Source organism: Pseudomonas sp. ASL9 (assembly GCF_056680335.1).
Map to the genome: position 1 here is coordinate 445,277 of NZ_CM155277.1, position 19,822 is coordinate 465,098.

Consider the following 19,822-nt stretch of genomic DNA (forward strand, 5'->3'; position numbering starts at 1 on the left):
CGTCATAGACCAAGGCAGGCAGCGAGCCCCGGTCCACTGTGATCGGCCTCTTAAACCGTGGTGTGGGTCAACCCGGTCAAGGTGTCAGCGATGGTCTTTGTGCGTTGCGCCGTGCCTTCGGTAGTGCGGCTTGAGTCTTCCAAGGCATCGAGCATCTCGCGCAGGGCGTCTACGGCTATGGACTGGTCTTCGATCTGTTGCGCGACGCGCTGGATCTCGCCTGACAGCAGGTCAATATCGACGCCAATTTCAGCGGCATTCTTGCGGGTAATTTCCGCCAGTTTACGCACTTCGTCAGCCACCACCGCAAAACCCCTGCCCATTTCGCCGGCCCGCGCCGCTTCGATGGCGGCGTTGAGTGCCAGCAGGTTGGTCTGCCCGGCGATTTGCTGAATCACTTGCACGATCGACTGGATACGCAAACTTGAGCCGGCCAGCGCGCGGGCGCCTACCACCGCTTCACCAGCTTGCGTGGTAAGGCGCTCAACGGTAGTCCCGGCCTGCGCCGCGACGATGTTTTGCCGGTCTATGGTGCCCGCCAACTCGTCCATCGACAGGTGCAGCTCGCCCGAGTAATGCTTAATTTGCGTGGCCATCTGCTCTTGCTGCTGGCTGGCCTGGGCCAATACCTGGCCCAGGTCCGCCAGGCCGTCGAATACTGGCAAAATCGTGCTGTCCAGCCCGCGGGTGTCCAAGGCGCTGCTGAAGTCATTGTTCTTGAACGCCATGATCTGCTTGACCACTAAATTGTTCAGCCCCGCCAGCTTCTTGACCTGACGGCGCAGGAAAAATGCCTTGAACTCGCCGTAGTGGGCGATGAAATTGTCGACGTATTCATCGGTAAAACTGGCGCCCTTGGCGACTCGAAAGAAGAAAATCGCCGTCAGCGTTTGGTTAAGGTTCAAGCCCAGGATTTCACCGAAAGTCGAGAAACCGGCCAGGGGCACATCACCGAAAATACCGGCCATGCTGCCCAGCTCACTGCTGTTGTTGAGCCGGCGCAGGATGCAGTCGTTGAGAATGGCCGCTACCGGCTGGCCACCTTTACCTCTGAGGAATTGCTCGTAGTCGGTACGGGTGGCATCGCGAAGGGGCGTGCGTTTGACCATCACCATTTCTTCGCCGGGCGCGACGTCGCAATACAGCTGGACAATTTGCTGTTGATAGTCGATGCGGGCAATGGAGCGCACGAACAGTTCATCGCCCACACGGATGGCGAATGAGTAATCGGCCAGCTTCTTTTCCAGTGCCTGGGCGTTGCACTCAAATGCGTCGCACAGTGCCTGCACCATGCTCTTGATGTTGCCGCGGCTGTCGATAACCTGGTCTATGGTGCGGTCTTCAACCGAAGCGGTCAGCACACTGAAACTCAGCCCGGCAGGTTGGAAGTTCTGGCTTTTGAATACCCCGAAGCGTACATCCGCAGCGGTCTTCAAGAAGACAATTTGCGCGTGGTTCTGATAACTGCGCTGGCCATCGCTGATCAGGGTCTTTTTAAAATCAAGCTTGCCACCGGCAGAGCCGCCGACGAACAGGCAAGGGAAACGCCCAGACTCGTAAAGCGCTTCCATAAAGAATGATTCGGATGCCGAAAGGCCATCGAACACCACGTACGCCAAGGTGTCGCGGTGGTCAATGGACGTGCGCACCTGCGCCTGCTTGATGTTACCCACCAGTTTGGCGATCCGCTCGCGCATCGCCAGGCGTTTGCCGCCACTGCGAATGTCTTCGCACTCCAGCCGCACCATGACCACCTCGGCCGACACAATCACACTGGCGTCAAACAGTTGCAGCACCACCCGGTCCCAACTGTCACCCGTCGCGCAGTACAGTGTGTTCGGGCCGTTGCACAGCTCCCCCGACGTAGTGCACAGGCTGATAGCACTGTGCGCAAAACGCTGTTTGACCTTGGCGGCGATCTGGTCGATGTCCAGGTGAGGGGAAACAAACCCGGTGACCAGCACCGGGTCTATGCGCAGGCCAGCCAGAGCTTGGTCAAGCTCGACAGCGGTGCAGGCCACGCTTACAGCGCCTTGGGCGTTGGCTCGGGCCTTATTGAAGAGGTTCAGTGGGTTCATGGCTGGGCTCGTTAGAATGGGTGGCGTGACGTATGCGTGGCATACGTGCGGGGCCCTCCTCTGTATCGGCCATGGCTGAGCGGGCTAAAGCGTGGGTGTTGGCTTTCGTTACGCGGGGACGCGCCTGGCTCCGTTCAGGTTCTATATGAAAACTGGCTGCGCTCGGCCATGCTGCGTTTAACACAAACTCAGAATGCTTATGCACGCCCCAGTACACCGTGCTTCTTCGCCTGTTTTTACCTTGCATGATCTTCGATCGCCGGCCTTTTGTACGAAACCTAGGCGAAACACTCAAGCATGAATTTAATGGAACTGCGCAATTTCCGCTTTCGGCGAAAACAGGACATTCCTTACGCCGCCAGTTTGGGCTTTGTAGGAATATCGGCCTGGAGCAGTCCCTCGTCAAAATTGCAGCCCGGACTTCCATAAGTCGATTCTGCTCAACAAGCGATTCTCAGCTACGCCTTCGTCAGCCACCTGCGCATAGAGATTGACGGCCAAGGCATTACATTTCAGGCTGGATGGGTGCCGGCTTGTCTGTAGCTTCGTAAACTCCGTGGTAAACGTTTAGGTATTCGAATAGCAATTTAGTGGGGAGCAGCAACGTTTGGAATTAAGACAACTGCGCTATTTCGTAAAAATCATCGAGCACGGCAGTCTCGGGCGTGCGGCACTTGAACTGGACGTTGGTGTGTCAGCTCTAAGTCAGCAAATCTCCAAGCTGGAAAACGAGTTATGCACCCGCCTTCTGAATCGCACCACTACCGGCGTGACACCCACTAGCGCTGGATTTGCATTTTTACACCATGCCCAGCTAACACTGCGCCAAGCGGAGAACGCCATCATGGCCGCCCATCGCGGGCGAATGAGTGGCTACGTCAGCGTCGGCTTACCACCGACCACCGCGACGGTGCTCGCTCTGCCGTTGATCAACGCAATGCGTGCCCGTTATCCGGACATACAACTGCACCTGGTAGAAATGCTTTCCGGGCACTTGGCAGCACAGCTCAATGCAAGGCAGATTGATCTGGCAATTATGTTCCAACTCGAAGGGGGTAAACGCTGGAGCGTGACTCCCCTGCTTGATGAAAAGCTGTTTGTAATTGCCTCGCCCAGCCTGCCTCATGCTCCCTGTGGCGACAGCGTGCAGTTAGCAGACCTCGGTGGCTTGCCGCTGGTGATGCCCAGCGCGCAACATGGTTTGCGCTCGGCATTGATGAGCGCGTTTGAGCGGGTAGGATTGACACCCAATATCATCATGGAAGTGGACGGTCTCGCCGTTCTGATGAACGCCGTCCGTGCAGGTCATGCTGCGACGATACAACCGGGGGCCGCCGCTGCGTTGAAAGGCGAGTCTGGACTTTCACTGGTTAAAATCGCCGATCCCCATGTGGGCCGGCGTAATCTTCTGGCGACGCTGGCTGACGACGAACTCTCTCCTGCGGCGTTGGCAACGCGGTTGGTCATCGTCGATGTGGCGCGACAATTGGTCGTCGACAAACAGTGGCCGGGAGCAACGTGGATTGAGGATGTAGACGCGTGACACCAGGTGCGATCCATCTCGGCCACATAAAAGTCGCGTCAAGGCGAAGCCTTTAGAAAAACTAAATACCCCGCGTCAAAAGCAGCCTTTCGGCTCTTCGCTCCCCACCCTATCGTGCTCCCAACTCGCAAGGAGCACATCGTTCCTGCCTCCTTGCAAATCGAGGAGCGATAATGATCGATGTTTTAATCATAGGTGGTGGCAATGCAGCCCTGTGCGCCGCACTGATGGCACGAGAAGCCGGCGCCAGCGTAATGCTGCTGGAAGCCTCACCAAAAACCTGGCGTGGCGGTAACTCACAACACACCCGTAACCTGCGTTGCATGCACGACGAACCGCAAGACGTACTGGTCGACGCCTACCCGGAAGAAGAATACTGGCAAGACCTTTTGAAGGTCACCGGTGGCATCACCAACGAGAAACTTGCCCGTATCGCCATCCGCGCATCGTCTTCTTGCCGCGACTGGATGCGTTCACACGGCGTGCACTTCCAACCTCCGCTGTCCGGCGCCCTGCATGTGGCGCGCACCAATGCTTTTTTCATGGGCGGCGGCAAAGCGCTGGTTAACGCCTATTTCCGCAGCGCTGAACGCCTGGGTGTGAAAGTCCGCTACAACACTCAAGTCACCGATATTGAGTTGGACGATGGCAAATTCATCGCCGCCCACATTGGCGAACGTGAAGTCGATGGTCAGCGCGTAGCCGCAGAACGAATTGAAGCCCGCGCGTGCGTTCTGGCGTCAGGCGGCTTCGAATCCAACCGTGAATGGCTGCGCGAGGCATGGGGTCAGAATGAACGCGGTGAGTGGCCGTCCGACAACTTCCTGATCCGTGGTACACGATTCAATACCGGCATTTTGCTGCGGCGAATGCTCGACCTTGGCGCTGATGTGATCGGCGATCCGACGCAAGCGCACATGGTAGCGATTGATGCCCGCGCGCCACTGTACGACGGCGGCATCTGCACTCGCATCGACTGTGTATCGCTGGGTGTTGTGGTCAATCGTGACGGTGAACGCTTCTACGACGAAGGCGAAGATTTCTGGCCAAAGCGCTATGCAATCTGGGGGCGTCTGGTAGCCGGACAACCAGATCAGCAGGCGTATTCGATCATCGATCAACAAGCCATCGGTCGCTTTATGCCGCCCGTCTTTCCCGGAACCACTGCTAATACTCTGCAAGACCTCGCCCGCCAGTTGAAGCTGCCTCAAGAACAATTCGTCAAGACCGTCGAGGAATACAACAACGCCTGCCGGGTCGGCACTTTTGACCACACAGCCCTGGACGATTGCTACACCCAAGGGCTGACGCCCGCCAAAACCCATTGGGCGCGGCCGTTAGCGAAACCACCTTTCTACGCCTACCCGCTTAAACCGGGTGTCACTTTCACCTACCTCGGCCTCGCTACCGACGAAACCGCCGCCGTTCACTTCAAGGGCGAGGCCAGCCCCAACCTGTTCGTCGCAGGAGAAATGATGGCGGGCAACGTGCTGGGCAAGGGCTACACCGCCGGAATCGGCATGGCCATCGGCACCGCATTCGGCCGCATCGCCGGTGTGCAGGCAGCGGCTTCGGCCGGCTTCGTTTCTTCTTCACAAACGGAATTTCAACATGCAGCTGTTTGATCCCAAGGCACCGAGCGATTTGATTCCGGTGCTCAACCTTGATGAAAGCGAAGTTCAGCGGCAAATGACCATTTGCAATGCCTGCCGTTACTGCGAGGGCTTCTGCGCTGTATTTCCTGCTATGACACGGCGCCTGGAGTTTTCTCAGGCAGATATCCATTACTTGGCGAACCTTTGCCATAACTGCGGCGCGTGCCTGCACGCCTGTCAGTACGCCGCTCCACACGAATTCGCGGTCAATGTGCCCAAGGCCATGGCCAAAGTTCGCCTCGATACCTACGCCGAATACGCATGGCCGCAGGTGATGGGCAAGTTGTATCAGCGCAACGGACTGACCTTGGCGCTGGCTTCTGGTGCGGGACTGGCATTGTTCCTGTGCCTCACGCTGATGGTTATGGGCAATCTGTTCAAGATCATGCCAGGGGGCAACTTCTACGGGATCTTCCCGCACAACACGTTGGCGCTGATGTTCGGCGCGGTCTTCGGCTTCGCGACACTCGCGTTGACGATTGGCGTGCGACGCTTCTGGCGCAACGTCTCACCGGTTGCAGCACCCTTGCAGCTAAAAACATCCGCAGCACTGGAGGCCACGGCCAACGTCGCCCAACTCAAATACCTGGACGGCGGGCATGGTGAGGGCTGCAACAACGCCGATGATAAATTCACGTTGTGGCGTCGGCGCTTCCACCATCTCACCTTCTACGGCTTCATGCTGTGCTTCGCCGCCACTGGCATTGCCACGCTTTATCACTTTCTTCTGGACTGGTCGGCCCCCTACCCGATCTTGAGCTTGCCGGTGATGCTTGGCCTCGCAGGTGGACTTGGGCTGCTGTTCGGCCCTGCGGGTTTGTTGTGGTTGAACCTGCGTCGTAACCCTGAGCACGGTGACGAAAATCAGAAACCCATGGATCGCGGTTTCATAGCCCTGCTGTTTCTAGTGAGTGCCAGCGGCCTGGCATTGCTTGCGTTTCGTGAAACTGGCGCCCTAGGTCTGTTGCTGGCGATCCATCTCGGTCTGGTCATGGCGTTTTTCCTGACCATGCCCTACAGCAAATTCGCCCATGGAATCTTCCGCAGCGCCGCGCTGCTCAAATACTCCATCGAAAAACGCCAACCCAACCCAATTAACGCCGGAAGCGACTGACCGCTAAACCACTCATTCTAAAAACAATATTGAGCACTACGGTAGCCATGATGAAAACAACAACTAAAGAAACCCGTTCCAAGGGCTCTAAATTGGGCGCTATCTTGCGGGTCACCAGCGGTAACTTTCTCGAACAGTTCGACTTCTTTCTGTTCGGGTTCTACGCGACCTACATCTCCCAGACTTTCTTTCCTGCCACCAGCGAGTTTGCCTCACTGATGATGACCTTCGCCGTATTCGGCTCGGGATTCCTGATGCGTCCGTTGGGCGCTATTGTGCTGGGGGCATACATCGACAAGGTCGGACGTCGTAAAGGATTGATCGTGACGCTGTCGATCATGGCCACAGGTACGGTATTGATCGCATTGGTGCCAGGCTACGCCAGCATTGGTGTGGCAGCACCGATATTGGTGTTACTGGGGCGGCTTTTACAGGGCTTCTCCGCAGGCGCGGAAATGGGCGGCGTTTCAGTCTATCTGGCTGAAATCGCCACTCCGGGCCGCACCGGTTTCTACACCAGTTGGCAGTCGGCCAGCCAACAGGTTGCGATCATTCTTGCGGCAGCGCTGGGTTACACGATTAACGCGTCTATGGAAACCGCTGAAATTGCCGCTTGGGGCTGGCGCATTCCATTCTTGATTGGTTGCGTGATCATCCCTTTCATCTTCATCATTCGCCGCTCGCTACAGGAAACTGAGGCGTTCAAAGCGCGCAGCTATCATCCAAGTGCCAGTGAAGTTTTTCGCTCAATGCGAGACAACTGGCGCACGGTACTGGCGGGCGGTCTGCTGGCGTCAATGACCACTACCACGTTCTACCTGATTACCGTCTACACCCCCACTTTCGGCAGGTCGGTACTAAATCTGAGCACCACCGACAGTCTGGTGGTCACGCTCTTCGTCGGCCTGAGCAACTTCATTTGGCTACCCATCGGCGGGGCAATCTCCGACCGCATCGGTCGTCGGCCGCTGTTGCTGACCATTTCCTTGCTGTGCATCTTCACCGCCTATCCCGCCATGCACTGGTTGGCCGAGGCGGCGAGTTTCGAACGACTACTTGCCGTTTTGCTGTACTTCTCTTTTTTCTTTGGAATTTACAACGGCGCGATGGTCGCGGCATTAACTGAAGTGATGCCGCAAAACGTTCGAGTAGTAGGATTTTCCCTAGCCTTCAGTTTAGCGACAGCTGTGTTTGGTGGTTTTACACCCGCAGTGTCGACAATACTGGTACAGGCAACAGGAGACAAGGCATCCCCCGCTTATTGGTTAATGTTTGCTGCCATGTGCGGGTTCACGGCGACGACGATTCTATATCGTCGGCAAAAAGCTTTAGCGGTCAAACCCGTTTAGCTCCAGTTGGATAGCCGTCGCTTACCACTCGTTGATCCATGACGGGTACTGGGTGAGTGGCGGCTTGGGGTCGAAATGACCCTCGATCTACGCGCACTTGAGGAAGTCGGCTTGGAAACGCACGGTGTATCCGCTGCGCAGCGGCAAACGAGCCGCAGCAATCATGAGTTTGATCCAGTCGGCATGGCTCAACGGGCATGATCCGCATGCCTATTTGAAGGACGTGCTCACTCGCCTGCCAACGCAGCGGGCGAGTGAGATTGCCGAATTGCTACCGCATAACAGGTAGGAGGATCGGCCTCTCCCTCGCGGGAGAGGCCGGGTGCCAACCTTATGCGTGATGAATTTCTCGATCCTTGGTTTCCGGCAGGAAGAAAGTGCCAAGAATGGCCGTCATCACGGCGATGACGATGGGATACCACAGCCCGAAGTAGATATCACCCGTGGCCGCTACCATGGCGAACGCCACCGTGGGCAGAAAGCCGCCGAACCATCCATTGCCAATGTGGTAAGGCAGCGACATCGATGTGTAGCGGATGCGCGCCGGGAAGAGTTCAACCAGCCAGGCGGCGATCGGACCGTAGACCATAGTCACGTAGATCACCAAGAGGGTCAGGAGCGCCAGCACCATCGGGTAGTTGGTCTTGGCCGGGTCGGCCTTCTCGGGGTAGCCGGCGTCCTTGAGGGTGGTACCGAGAGTGGCGGTGAAGACGTCGTTCCTGACCTTGAAGTCGGCGGCCGGCATGCCGGTGCCCTCGAAGCTCTGGATCAGCTTGTCGCCGATGCGGATCTGCGCGACGGCGCCCGGCTCGGCCTTCTCGTTCGCGTAGGGGATGGCCTTCCTCGCCAGCAGGCTCTTGACGAGGTCGCAAGAGCTGGTGAATTTGGCCTTGCCCACCGGGTCGAACTGGAACGAGCACTGGTTGGGGTCGGCGACCACAGTGACCGGATTTTTCCTCTGCGCGGCGAACACGTCGGGGTTACCGTATTCGGTCAACGCATGAAAGATCGGGAAGTAGGTCAGCGCAGCAAGGATGCAGCCGGCCATGATGATCCCCTTGCGGCCGATGCGGTCGGACAGGCTGCCGAACAGGACGAAGAACGGCGTGCCGATCAGCAGCGAGCCGGCAATCAGCAGGTTGGCGGTCTGCGGGTCGATCTTGAGTATCTGCAGCAGGAAGAACAGCGCATAGAACTGCCCGGTGTACCAGACCACGGCCTGGCCGGCGGTGCCGCCGAGCAGGGCCATGATCACCACCTTGAGGTTGTCCCAGCGGGCGAAGGACTCGGTCAGCGGCGCCTTGGAGGTCGTGCCTTCGGCCTTCATTTTCTGGAACACCGGCGACTCGCTGAGCTGCAGGCGGATGTAGACCGAGACGATCAGCAGCAGGATCGACAGCAGGAAGGGAATCCGCCAGCCCCAGGCCTCGAATGTTTCGGTGCCGAGGATGGTGCGGCAGGCGAGGAGCACCAGCAGCGAAAGGAACAGACCGAGGGTCGCGGTGGTCTGGATCCACGAAGTGAAGTAGCCGCGCTTGCCTGGCGGCGCATGTTCCGCCACGTAGGTCGCCGCGCCGCCGTACTCACCGCCCAGGGCCAGGCCTTGCAGCAGGCGTAGGGTAACCAGGATGATCGGCGCCGCCACGCCGATGGTCGCGTAGCCGGGCAGCAAGCCCACTACGGCGGTGGATGTACCCATGATTACAATGGTGATGAGGAAGGTGTGCTTGCGCCCGATCATGTCGCCCAGCCGGCCGAACACAATGGCGCCGAAGGGGCGTACGGCGAAGCCCGCGGCGAACGCAAGCAGAGCGAAGATGAAGGACGTTGTCTCATTGACGCCAGCGAAAAAGTGCTTGGCGATGATCGCGGCGAGGGAGCCGTAAAGGTAGAAGTCGTACCACTCGAACACGGTGCCCAGGGACGAGGCGAAAATGACCTTGCGCTCCTCCTTGGTTATCCCGCGGTTGGGCGCGTTGCCCGCGGATGTACTGTCGATTGCCGCCATGAGTCTTCTCCGTCTTGCTCTTGTTGAAGGCCGGAGTACCTCACTACCACTGCCACACCCAGGCCCTGGGGCTGATGTCATCGGATTACGAATTGCGCGAAGCATGGAACAGGCTGACGGCCTCGCATCTCTGCCGGGTCCCTTAAAGCATAATCACCTTCGCGCAGATATCAACTCGCCATCCCACTCAAACCCAGGCTGGGGAAGATGTCTCTGCCAACCAAGACGACTCGACCGCCAACCGTGGCACAGGAAAGGGCTTTGCCGCTATAGCGAGGCAAGTGAAGCGCCAACTACTTGCCCGGCCATAGAACTGTTGATTGGCGTTTGGAATATCGCAAGACAGAAATGTCTGGCGATCTGACTGCTTTCGGCCAGATGCGGGCCATGGACACAATGCACGTGCCGATGCACCAAGAACAGAGAACCGAGAAGAATTTCGCCATTGCGAATGCCGGCTAACCAGTCAATCAAGCGGACGCCTAGCGGCGCCGTTTATTTCCAACGCTGGGCACTAAGAGCGCACCACAGGGATCTGGTTCAATATTTTAAGCTGGTATCATTCAAGAATTTACAAGCTGAGTAGAAAAATATGAATCGTCGTAAAAAAATAAAGCAGTTATTAAAGGCTCACGCCAAAAAGGCCAGTGCCAAATTGGCACCGCCAAACAAGTCTCAATACATTAGTAAAGCTGACCGATTGAAACTAGCTGCTGAATCCAGTCACGACTCAATCATTTCCTCTGAGAACTGATCTATGTATCTTAAGCACCACCGGAATTTATAAATCCGGTTGGGCTAGGCATTCCGATGGCACGCACCGCAAGGGCGCGGCCTAACCATGCACTCAACGTCGCTCTCTTCGGTTGCTGGACGCTGCGCGATAAAGCCGCGTAGCACCGATTAGTTCTACGTTAGCCAATGCCTGCAAGGGGTCGTGAGCTGCCGGTCGTGACAGGCAGCACTCGGCCAAAAGCAGTCGGTCGGATATACCTACAAACCTAAGTCCGACTCAGTGTGAGCCACTCGCCCATCCAAATCACCGGTTACGTCAAAAACGCAATGCTCGCTGGATCACTTAGTAGGGGCAGCGCCCACTGCAGCGCGACCCAACGACGGTGCAGATGCCGTTATGTATTGGTTTTCAATTTAGTCCACAGGCGAGTAGTCAACCGTGCGATTGCAGGGGGTAGATCCTCTACGGTGAACAACTTGTCCAGCACGCTTTTGGGAGGGTAAATCGCCAGGTCCTGCTTCACCGACGGAATGACATAGGCGTCCGCCGCACTGTTGGGGTTAGCGTAATGAATGCTGTTGCTGATGTTGGCAATGACTTGAGGCGTCAACAGGTAATTCATGTACGCGTAGCCGTTCTTCTCGTGAGGCGCGCCCTTTGGCATGACCACCATGTCGAGCCATAGGGTAGATCCTTCGTCAGGGATCGAATAAGCGATGTCGATACCGTTTTTTGCTTCCTTGGCACTGGCGGCAGCTTGTACAACGTCGCCATTGAAGCCAATCACGGCGCAGATATTGCCATTGGCCAGGTCACTGACGTACTTGGATGTGTGGAAATACTGGATGTAGGGTCTGATCTTGAGCAATGCCTGCTCGGCTTTAGCGTAATCCGCCGGCTCGTGGCTATGATGGGGCAGTCCCAGGTAATTGAGGGTAATCGGCAGGATCTGCGTAGGGTTATCAATAATCGCCACGCCGCACTGACTCAGTTTTTTGATGGTGTTCTCATCAAAAAACATGCTCCAGGAATGGGTGACATCGGTGTTGCCGAATATCGCCTTGATTTTCTCAACGTTGTAGCCAATACCGACGGTGCCCCACATATACGGAAAACCATACTGGTTGCCTGGATCATTAACCTCCAGCTTCTTCATCAACGCGGGGTCAAGGTTCTTCCAGTTGGGTAACTGACTTCTGTCGAGCTTCTGAATAGCCCCTGCCTTTATCAATCTGGATAGAAAATGATTCGACGGACTCACCACGTCATAACCGGTGTTACCCGTCATCAGTTTTGACTCTAGAACTTCGTTGCTGTCATGAATATCGTACGTTGCCTTGATTCCCGTTTCTTTGGTGAAGTTACCCAAGGTATCGTCGGCTATGTACCCGCTCCAGTTAGAAATATTGACTTCTTCGGCTGCGTAAGTGGCCGCCGAAAACGCAGTGAGTAATACCATCAGGGAAATATTATTGACGTGCATATTCAATCACCTTTTTTGAGGAGCTTTTATTTTTTTGTGATGCCCGGAATTCTAGATTTCTGTCTTTGCTCTGACCGCCTCCACGCGCATGCGAAGCATGGCTCCGATGTCGAGTAATGGTCGGGGTGGGAGCCAGCCAGGCTGTGCCCTACGCATGACCGACGCCAATAGTGGCGAGCTGGCACCCGATGCCAGTTCGGCGAGCAGTCGCCCCCAAAGAGTGCCGCGAGCAACTCCTGAACCATTGCATCCGGCCACCGCAAACACGCCCTCTTCAACCTTGGAAAAATAAGGTTGCCCGGTGCGTGAGGCGCTCAGGTGTCCGGTCCAGCTGTATTGAATGTCCTGCTCGGTAAACCAGGGGAAACGTCGTTGCAAGCCGAGCACATGGTGTTTTCGACGGATCAAAAGATCACTGGCGGACAAATCTCGAGAGCGGTATTCGGCGGTGTTACGGATCATCACGCGACGATCCGGGGTCAGTCGTACCGTGGCGCCAAGTGGACGCGTGGACAACACCCCCCAAGGCTCTACCGCACCGATACTCAGGAATTCCTCGTCGCTCAGCGGCCGCGTAAGGCTTGCGCTGAGTTCCATTGGGAACGTCCCGCTGTCATGGATTCCCGCACGAGGGATGAAGGCATTAAGGCAGACCAGGACCTGCTTCGCCTCAATACTTCCTTCAATACCATTGGCGCGAAGACGCCCTTTATCCAAACGCTCCAGGCCAGTGATATCGGTGTTTTCGTAGAGGGTCACATTATCCGGCAGCGCATCCAACAAGCCCTTCACGTATTTCGCCGGTTGCAGCAGTGCGTTTCCATTGCCGCACCAGATTGCGGCGCGGTAATGCCGGGTTCCCAGTTTTTGAATCAGCGGTTCACCTTCCAGAAATTGCGCAGCTGCCCCAACGGCCCGTAGTGTTTGCAATTTAGCCTCGACATGAGTCAGCTTGGCTGGATCGCTAACGGCGAAGAAATAACCGGAATCCCTAAACTCGCACTCAATGCCATGACGAGCAATGCGCTTGCGTACTTCCTCGCTGGCGGCACGTGAAATCGACGTATCCACTTCAAAATCAGCGAACCCCCGGCGGCCAACAAGCTCATCGTTGTTCGGCTGTTCGTGGGCCACCGCGAATCCGGAATTGCGTGCCGAGGCCCCCTGCGCCGCTCGCTGCCTGTCAACGATCACGATTCGTGCCTGAGGGTGCATTTCAGCGAGCGCATGAGCGGCACAAAGTCCGGTGATACCGGCACCCACCACCAGCCAGTCAGCTTTTTCCATGCCGCTCAGACGAGGGCGACCTGATAAACTTCCAGCTTGCGCAATCCAGCCACATACATTCTTCACGCGTCACCTCATTGACTGTTGTTCTGGGTTGGCCAAAAAAAGCGCTACCCTGCTAGCCGCCTCTATCAAAAGGAGCTATACATGCGGCAATCGCATGAACAGTTTTAGATGGCGGTAGCTAGAGCTAGACTTTATAAGGTCTGCAGAGATCAAACCAACGTTATAAAATCATTGAGTTATTCTAAAAACGCATGGATAAAATTCGTCACGCCCCCTCTCTTCAGGGCTTGCAGGCGCTGGTGGAGGTCGCTGATTCGGTCAGTTTCACCCAAGCTGCGCAAAAGCTCTGCTTGACCCAAAGTGCAGTCAGCCGAAAAATCCAGCAGTTGGAGAGTCACTTCGGCGTCCCTATGTTCGTGAGGAGCAGTCGTAGCATGCGACTGACCCCAGAGGGCGAACAGGTTCTGGCCAGCGCTCGGAATATCCTGGAGCAATTGAAAACACTCGAGGATCGGCTTTCTCCGCAGAAACGCCCCTTTCGCATACGCATGCATGTATCGCTGGCGGTTCGCTGGTTGCTGCCGAAGCTGAGCGACTTCTACCGGCGTCACCCGGACATTTCCCTGTCGATCGAGACCGTTGCGACTGAGATCGTCGAGCCGGCCAGCGACAGCGACGCCTACATCCTCTATCTGCCCGAACCGTCCAGCGATTCAGCCTGTCTGACCCTATTCGAGGAAGCGCTGGTTCCGGTGTGCGCCCCTGGGCTGGGCAGCCCAACCCAGCCGCTGGCGTCGGTGGAGGATCTTGTACGCTTTCCTCTGCTCCATCGTTCGGCGGACAAGCAAGCCTGGATCCATTGGCTGGCAGCCAATGGCGGTAAGTCGCTGGAGGACTACAGGCACATACCCTTCAACCTCGACGAGTTGGCGCTCGATGCAGCGGCGCGAGGTCTGGGGGTGGCCATGACCGACCTGACCCTGGCAGAGGAGTCTATCGATCGCGGCGTGCTCGTCGTCCCTTTCGGCCGACCCTTGAAAACCAGAGGGATCTATTCGCTTTGCCTGCAACACTCAGCCGAATTTCATCCGGCATGCTCGCTGATCATGCGATGGTTCGCCCAGCAGGCTGAACAGGACGCAGGCTGAAGCGCCGCCGCACGTTAAATAATTGCACTGAAAACTCCCCCGATACTATTCTTGAAGAGCCCTAAGCTAAGCGTGGTGTCCTGAGGCCCCTGGGAATTAAAAAAATGCAGAATAAGAAAGAGCTCAACCCCAAACCCCTTGTTGATCATTCCGGTTCGTTGCTAAAAAAACTTGGCCCCGGGCTTATCACAGGCGCAGCGGACGATGACCCCAGCGGTATAGCGACCTATTCGCAAGCCGGCGCACAATTTGGTTTGAATACGCTCTGGACGTTGTTTTTTACTTTCCCCCTGATGGTCGGCATTCAGATCATCAGCGCCAAAATAGGCCGAGTCAGCGGACACGGGCTCGCTACCAATATCCGCGGCCATTACCCCAGACCTTTTCTATATGGCATCGTTGCGCTATTGATGGTTGCCAATACCATCAATATTGCAGCGGACATTGCCGCGATGGGCGCGGCGATGAAGCTGCTGATCGGTGGGTCTGCTCACTTCTATGCCGTCGGCTTTGGCTTGATTTCTCTGCTACTCCAAGTGTTTATTCCCTATAAACGTTATGTGCGAGTACTTAAGTGGCTGACACTCGTGTTGCTGGCGTATGTGGGTTCTCTGTTTGCTGTGCATATTCCATGGGGGCAGGTCGCTCGCCAGACCGTATGGCCCCACCTGTCCTGGAAGCCGGAATATATAACAATGGTGGTTGCCATTTTTGGCACAACTATCAGCCCCTACCTCTTTTTCTGGCAAGCATCGCAAGAAGTTGAAGACATGACGGCTGACCCTAAGGCTCAGGCGCTGATTGATGCCCCAAACCAGGCGCGGGCCAGCTTTAGTCGCATCAACATTGACACGATGGTGGGCATGGGATTTTCCAACATTATTGCTTTTTGCATTATGTTGACTACAGCCGTCACGCTCAATATGCATGGCATCACAGATATTCAAACATCCTCACAGGCGGCCAGTGCTTTGCGACCGATTGCGGGTGAGTTTGCATTTTTGTTGTTCAGCGCGGGCATCATTGGCACGGGCATGTTAGCGGTTCCGGTGCTGGCAGGCTCTGCAGCTTATGCAGTGGCCGGAACATTTAGATGGAAGAACAGCCTGGCGGCCAAGCCGGAAGTAAACAAAGCATTTTACAGCATTATTACTGCGGCTACATTATTGGGTGTATTGATCTGCTTTGCTCCGATTGACCCCATTAAGGCGTTGCTTTGGAGTGCCGTCATCAACGGCGTGATTGCGGTGCCCATCATGTTTATCATGATGTTGATGGCATCAAATAAAGACATCATGGGCTCGTTCGCCATTCACCCTGGGCTGAGGATATTAGGCTGGAGCTGTACGGTGGCCATGGCGTTTGCCGTGGTCGGCATGTTCTGGGGTATGGTTGTCGCGTAAAGCCTCATTCGAAAAAACAGGTTGTTCAAAGCCGCTTTCCAGCAAAGAAAAGCGGCTTTTTTTGCTGCTAACTCAACGCCACGGTGCAGTAGTTAATATCTAGTACGCCGTGTCGTCCTTCTTCATGGTGTCCTTGGACATCGAATCCTTTTTCATCCCGTCCTTACCCATGGAGTCTTTAGACATGGCGCCTTTCTTCATGCCATCCTTGCTCATTGAGTCCTTGGACATGGCGTCCTTCTTCATTGTGTCTTTCTTCATGGTGTCCTTGGACATCGAGTCCTTGCTCATGCTGTCATTGCCCATGGTGTCGGCGGCGAACACGCTTGCTGCGCCCAGTGCCAGGCACATGGACAGTACGGCGGTAGCTAACTTTTTCATGATGAAACTCCTTGAAGCACAGGTGGATATGGGGATGACTGATCGCTGCGCGTTGAACGGTCGTGCTGACCGAGGCAAGCAAGATTGACATGATCAGCGCCAGTCGGAGGGTTGTTGGAGCCAATTATCCGCGCCTAGCCATCCCCAAATCCTCACGTAAAGTTAATTTAAATGTGATAACTCCCCATTCAATATGTGTGAAAGAGAAGCTTCCCCATGAGTGACGTTTCCCCATCAGCCGCTGGACAGGATCTGCCTCGGCCTGAGGCCATCAGCCTGCGTGAGGCGTTCTGGTTCTGGCTCAAGCTAGGCTTTATCAGCTTCGGCGGGCCTGCGGGACAGATCTCGATCATGCACCAAGAGTTGGTAGAGCGTCGGCGCTGGATTTCGGAGAAACGATTTCTGCATGCCCTCAACTACTGCATGTTGCTCCCAGGGCCTGAGGCTCAGCAGTTGGCCACCTATATCGGTTGGCTGATGCATCGAACCTGGGGTGGAGTGATTGCTGGGGTGCTCTTTGTACTGCCCTCGCTGTTTATCCTGATTGCCTTGTCCTGGATGTATATCGCCTTCGGCGAAGTTCCGGTGGTGGCGGGACTGTTCTATGGCATCAAACCCGCCGTGACGGCCATCGTGATACAGGCTGCTCATCGAATCGGCTCGCGTGCGCTGAAGAATAATTGGTTGTGGGCAATAGCGGCGGCTTCGTTCATCGCAATATTTGCGTTCAATGTCCCTTTCCCGCTGATCGTGCTGGGTGCGGCGTTACTCGGCTACCTTGGCGGCCGTTTTGCGCCTGAAAAGTTCAGAACCGGAGGCCACAGCGCCGCCAAAAAGTCCTTTGGCCTGGCGCTGATTGATGACGACACCCCATCGCCTGAGCATGCCCGATTCAGCGGGTTGAAACTGGTGATGTTGATGCTCATCGGCGCTGCACTCTGGGCGTTGCCGATGGGGATCTTGACTGCACTTTTTGGCTGGGAAGGCACCTTGACCCAAATGGGCTGGTTCTTTACCAAAGCGGCATTGCTGACGTTTGGCGGCGCCTATGCCGTGCTTCCCTATGTCTACCAGGGCGCGGTCGGTCACTATGGCTGGCTGACGCCGACACAAATGATTGATGGTCTGGCACTGGGGGAAACCACCCCTGGGCCGCTGATCATGGTGGTGGCCTTCGTCGGTTTCATCGGCGCCTATGTTCTACAGGTTTTCGGTGCCGATCATGTTTTTCTTGCCGGGGCCGTCGCGGCCACGCTGGTGACGTGGTTTACATTCCTGCCGTCGTTCCTGTTCATCCTCGCGGGCGGCCCGCTGGTGGAGTCGACTCACAACGAGCTCAAGTTCACCGCGCCGCTTACCGGCGTTACAGCCGCAGTCGTTGGGGTGATTCTGAATCTGGCGTGTTTCTTCGGTTACCACGTGATCTGGCCCAAAGGGTTCAACGGCAGCCTCGATTGGCCATCAGCCTTGATCGCAATTGCGGCGGCTATTGCCTTATTCCGCTTCAAGCGTGGCGTCATTCAGGTGCTGATGGCCTGTGCGCTGATGGGCTTGGTGGTGCATCTGCTGCGATAGGGTCTAGAGCGCCTGAGTCAACTTTGCCCCTCTGACGCAACCCGCTTCAGAGGGGGCTGCGTGCACTCAGCATCAGAAGTTCGCGGGGGTGTTCGCACTGATGATCTCGGCCTCGTCCTGCCCGATATTTTGAAAACGATGAGGCAAGGTGGTGGAGAAATAGTAACCGTCGCCGGCATTGAGCACGCTGATCTGGCCATCAACCGTCAACTCGACGGTGCCGCGCGTCACCAACCCGCACTCCTCACCTTCGACATGCACGATGGGCTCCTCGCCGGAACTCGCTCCTGGCGCGTATTGCTCACGCAAAAAGCGCATCTGCCGACTCCCGACGGTCGCACCGATGAGCAACAGACGCAGCCCGTTACGGCCCAGGTCAGGCTGTTCATTAGCGCGGAAGACGTAACGGTCCTCCCGAGGGGGTTGGTCAAAGGTAAAGAAATCCGCCAGCGACATGGGTATGCCGCCGAGCAGTTTCTTCAGAGAACTGACTGAAGGGCTTACGCGATTCTGCTCAATCAGGGAGACCGTGGCATTCGTGACACCGCTACGCCTGGCCAGCTCGCGCTGAGACAACTTGTAGCTTTCACGTACTAATTTGAGTCGTGTCCCCGTGTCCATGGCAGCCTTATGTGGAAAATACTCAAAGGGTTGGGCGTCGAGTATTAAATCACGTTTGTTCGCAGAGCTCAGCCGATTGAATGAGTGACCGACAAAAAGAACGGCGGCCGGTGTCGAACGGGCCGCCGCAATCAATGTTTACTAGATACCGAACCGGTCACGCATGGCGTAATACGTGGCACCCAGGGCCGTGAGCGGAACCTGGAACGCCCGGCCACCCATCATTGGCATGTGCGGTAGCGATGCAAACGCATCGAAGCGTTCCGCATCACCACGGATCATCTCCGAGATCAGCTTCCCGGCCAGGTGCGAACAAGTCACGCCATGTCCGCTATAGCCCTGCATGTAGTAGGCATTTTTTTCAACGCGACCGAATTGAGGCATGCGGGACATGGTCAGCAAGAAATTGCCTGTCCAGCGGTAATCAATTTTGACCCCTTTCAGCTGCGGGAAGGTCTTGAGGATTTTGGGCAGGATCAGTTGCTCAATGTCTTTCGGCTCACGGGCACCGTAAACCACCCCGCCGCCGTAGAGCAGGCGGTTGTCGGCCGTAAGCCGGAAGTAATCGAGCAAGTAGTTACAGTCTTCGACGCAGTAATTGTGGGTGATCAGACTCTTGGCAACTTTCGCCGACAACGGCTCGGTGACGACAATTTGTGAACCGCACGGCATGCTCTTGCGCGTCACGCGTGGGTCCAGGTCTTCGTTCAGGTAAGCGTTGCCCGCAATCAGCAGGTACTTCGCTCTCACCTGGCCTTTGGCCGTGCTCACCACGATCGGTTCGCCGTAAGCGATGTTTATCGCCGCCGACTGTTCGAAGATCTTCCCGCCCAGGCGAATGATGGCCGACGCTTCACCCAACGCCAGGTTCAACGGGTGAACGTGCCCACCCGACATGTCCAGAAGGCCACCCACATAGTTGTCAGAACCGACTTCTTTAGCAATGTCAGCGGCACTGAGCATCTGCAGCTGCTGGTTGCCGTAGCGCTCCCAATGGCTTTTTTGCCCCGCAAGACCGTTGAGTTGCTTCTTGTTGAGCGCAGCGAAAATGCCGCCTTGGCGATAATCGCATTGGATGTCGTACTGCTTGATTCGCTGGCGGATGATGTCCCCACCCTCGAAAATCATGCTTCCCAGCACTTGTGCGGTCTTGTCGCCGTAGCGCTGTTCGATGACATCGACGTCACGGCTGTACGAGTTGACCAACTGACCGCCGTTGCGACCGCTTGCCCCGAAGCCCACTTTGGCGCCTTCCAGGACGGTCACACTGTAGCCTGCTTCGGTCAGAAACAGTGCCGATGACAAGCCGGTGTACCCCGCGCCGATCACGCAGACATCGCATTCGATAACCTGATCAAGGATCGGGAAATCGCCGACGCTGTTCCGGGTCGCGGCGTAGTAGCTATTTACGTAGGGTTGCATCATTGAGTTCCTC

General features: G+C 56.3%; 15 protein-coding genes and 2 pseudogenes. 9 read left to right on the forward strand and 8 right to left on the reverse strand.

Annotation, left to right across the window (positions count from 1 at the left end; genetic code table 11):
• Positions 1-50 precede the first annotated feature (50 nt).
• Complete coding sequence (locus AC1ME2_RS02000; RefSeq protein WP_480441956.1) at positions 51-728, reverse strand: methyl-accepting chemotaxis protein; 678 nt, start codon at positions 726-728, stop codon at positions 51-53.
• A gap of 195 nt (positions 729-923) precedes the next feature.
• Positions 924-2,078: pseudogene (locus AC1ME2_RS02005) on the reverse strand (FIST signal transduction protein); the annotation flags it as partial.
• Positions 2,079-2,685: 607 nt separating this feature from the next.
• On the opposite strand from AC1ME2_RS02005, the gene AC1ME2_RS02010 reads away from it, so the two are divergent.
• The 5 genes and pseudogenes from AC1ME2_RS02010 to AC1ME2_RS02030 all read left to right on the forward strand — a co-directional run.
• Positions 2,686-3,621, forward strand: a complete 936-nt coding sequence (locus tag AC1ME2_RS02010) for a LysR family transcriptional regulator (RefSeq protein ID WP_480439004.1) — start codon at positions 2,686-2,688, stop codon at positions 3,619-3,621.
• Positions 3,622-3,794: 173 nt separating this feature from the next.
• The gene (tcuA, locus tag AC1ME2_RS02015) at positions 3,795-5,246 is read left to right on the forward strand and encodes an FAD-dependent tricarballylate dehydrogenase TcuA (RefSeq protein WP_480439005.1); all 1,452 of its coding nucleotides are present in this window, start codon (positions 3,795-3,797) and stop codon (positions 5,244-5,246) included.
• Positions 5,233-6,390 (forward strand): tricarballylate utilization 4Fe-4S protein TcuB, encoded by a 1,158-nt coding sequence (gene tcuB, locus AC1ME2_RS02020; protein WP_480439007.1) that lies wholly within the window; start codon positions 5,233-5,235, stop codon positions 6,388-6,390. The genes tcuA and tcuB overlap by 14 nt, the downstream gene beginning before the upstream one ends.
• Positions 6,391-6,437: 47 nt before the next feature.
• Positions 6,438-7,739: a tricarballylate/proton symporter TcuC gene (gene tcuC, locus AC1ME2_RS02025; RefSeq protein WP_480439009.1), complete on the forward strand. Its 1,302-nt coding sequence runs from the start codon at positions 6,438-6,440 to the stop codon at positions 7,737-7,739.
• Positions 7,740-7,872: 133 nt separating this feature from the next.
• A pseudogene (locus AC1ME2_RS02030) lies at positions 7,873-8,028 on the forward strand (transposase domain-containing protein); the annotation flags it as partial.
• A 42-nt stretch (positions 8,029-8,070) separates the two neighbouring features.
• Here AC1ME2_RS02030 and AC1ME2_RS02035 read toward each other — a convergent pair.
• The gene (locus AC1ME2_RS02035; RefSeq protein ID WP_480439011.1) at positions 8,071-9,747 is read right to left on the reverse strand and encodes an MFS transporter; all 1,677 of its coding nucleotides are present in this window, start codon (positions 9,745-9,747) and stop codon (positions 8,071-8,073) included.
• Between the two features lie 592 nt (positions 9,748-10,339).
• Between AC1ME2_RS02035 and AC1ME2_RS02040 the strand changes: the two genes are divergently transcribed.
• A complete protein-coding gene (locus AC1ME2_RS02040) occupies positions 10,340-10,501 on the forward strand; it encodes a DUF2986 domain-containing protein (RefSeq protein ID WP_480439013.1) in 162 nt (53 codons plus the stop codon).
• Positions 10,502-10,877: 376 nt separating this feature from the next.
• Here the strand turns inward: AC1ME2_RS02040 and AC1ME2_RS02045 are convergent, their stop codons facing one another.
• Entirely contained in the window at positions 10,878-11,966 is a 1,089-nt protein-coding gene (locus AC1ME2_RS02045; protein WP_480439014.1) for a polyamine ABC transporter substrate-binding protein, read from the reverse strand.
• 51 nt (positions 11,967-12,017) lie between these two features.
• Positions 12,018-13,319: an NAD(P)/FAD-dependent oxidoreductase gene (locus tag AC1ME2_RS02050; protein ID WP_480439016.1), complete on the reverse strand. Its 1,302-nt coding sequence runs from the start codon at positions 13,317-13,319 to the stop codon at positions 12,018-12,020.
• A 191-nt stretch (positions 13,320-13,510) separates the two neighbouring features.
• On the opposite strand from AC1ME2_RS02050, the gene AC1ME2_RS02055 reads away from it, so the two are divergent.
• Together AC1ME2_RS02055 and AC1ME2_RS02060 are read left to right on the forward strand one after the other, a co-directional pair.
• Positions 13,511-14,407 (forward strand): LysR substrate-binding domain-containing protein, encoded by an 897-nt coding sequence (locus AC1ME2_RS02055; protein WP_480439017.1) that lies wholly within the window; start codon positions 13,511-13,513, stop codon positions 14,405-14,407.
• 104 nt (positions 14,408-14,511) lie between these two features.
• Positions 14,512-15,810, forward strand: a complete 1,299-nt coding sequence (locus tag AC1ME2_RS02060) for an NRAMP family divalent metal transporter (RefSeq protein WP_480439019.1) — start codon at positions 14,512-14,514, stop codon at positions 15,808-15,810.
• A 99-nt stretch (positions 15,811-15,909) separates the two neighbouring features.
• Here AC1ME2_RS02060 and AC1ME2_RS02065 read toward each other — a convergent pair whose 3' ends face one another.
• Positions 15,910-16,191, reverse strand: a complete 282-nt coding sequence (locus AC1ME2_RS02065) for a pentapeptide MXKDX repeat protein (RefSeq protein ID WP_480439021.1) — start codon at positions 16,189-16,191, stop codon at positions 15,910-15,912.
• A 216-nt stretch (positions 16,192-16,407) separates the two neighbouring features.
• Between AC1ME2_RS02065 and chrA the strand changes: the two genes are divergently transcribed.
• Positions 16,408-17,766 carry a chromate efflux transporter gene (gene chrA, locus AC1ME2_RS02070; RefSeq protein ID WP_480439022.1) on the forward strand — a complete coding sequence of 453 codons (1,359 nt, stop codon included), beginning with the start codon at positions 16,408-16,410 and terminating at the stop codon, positions 17,764-17,766.
• Between the two features lie 72 nt (positions 17,767-17,838).
• Here the strand turns inward: chrA and AC1ME2_RS02075 are convergent, their stop codons facing one another.
• The gene (locus tag AC1ME2_RS02075; protein ID WP_480439023.1) at positions 17,839-18,387 is read right to left on the reverse strand and encodes a cupin domain-containing protein; all 549 of its coding nucleotides are present in this window, start codon (positions 18,385-18,387) and stop codon (positions 17,839-17,841) included.
• A 141-nt stretch (positions 18,388-18,528) separates the two neighbouring features.
• Positions 18,529-19,812: an NAD(P)/FAD-dependent oxidoreductase gene (locus AC1ME2_RS02080; RefSeq protein WP_480439025.1), complete on the reverse strand. Its 1,284-nt coding sequence runs from the start codon at positions 19,810-19,812 to the stop codon at positions 18,529-18,531.
• Positions 19,813-19,822 lie beyond the last annotated feature (10 nt).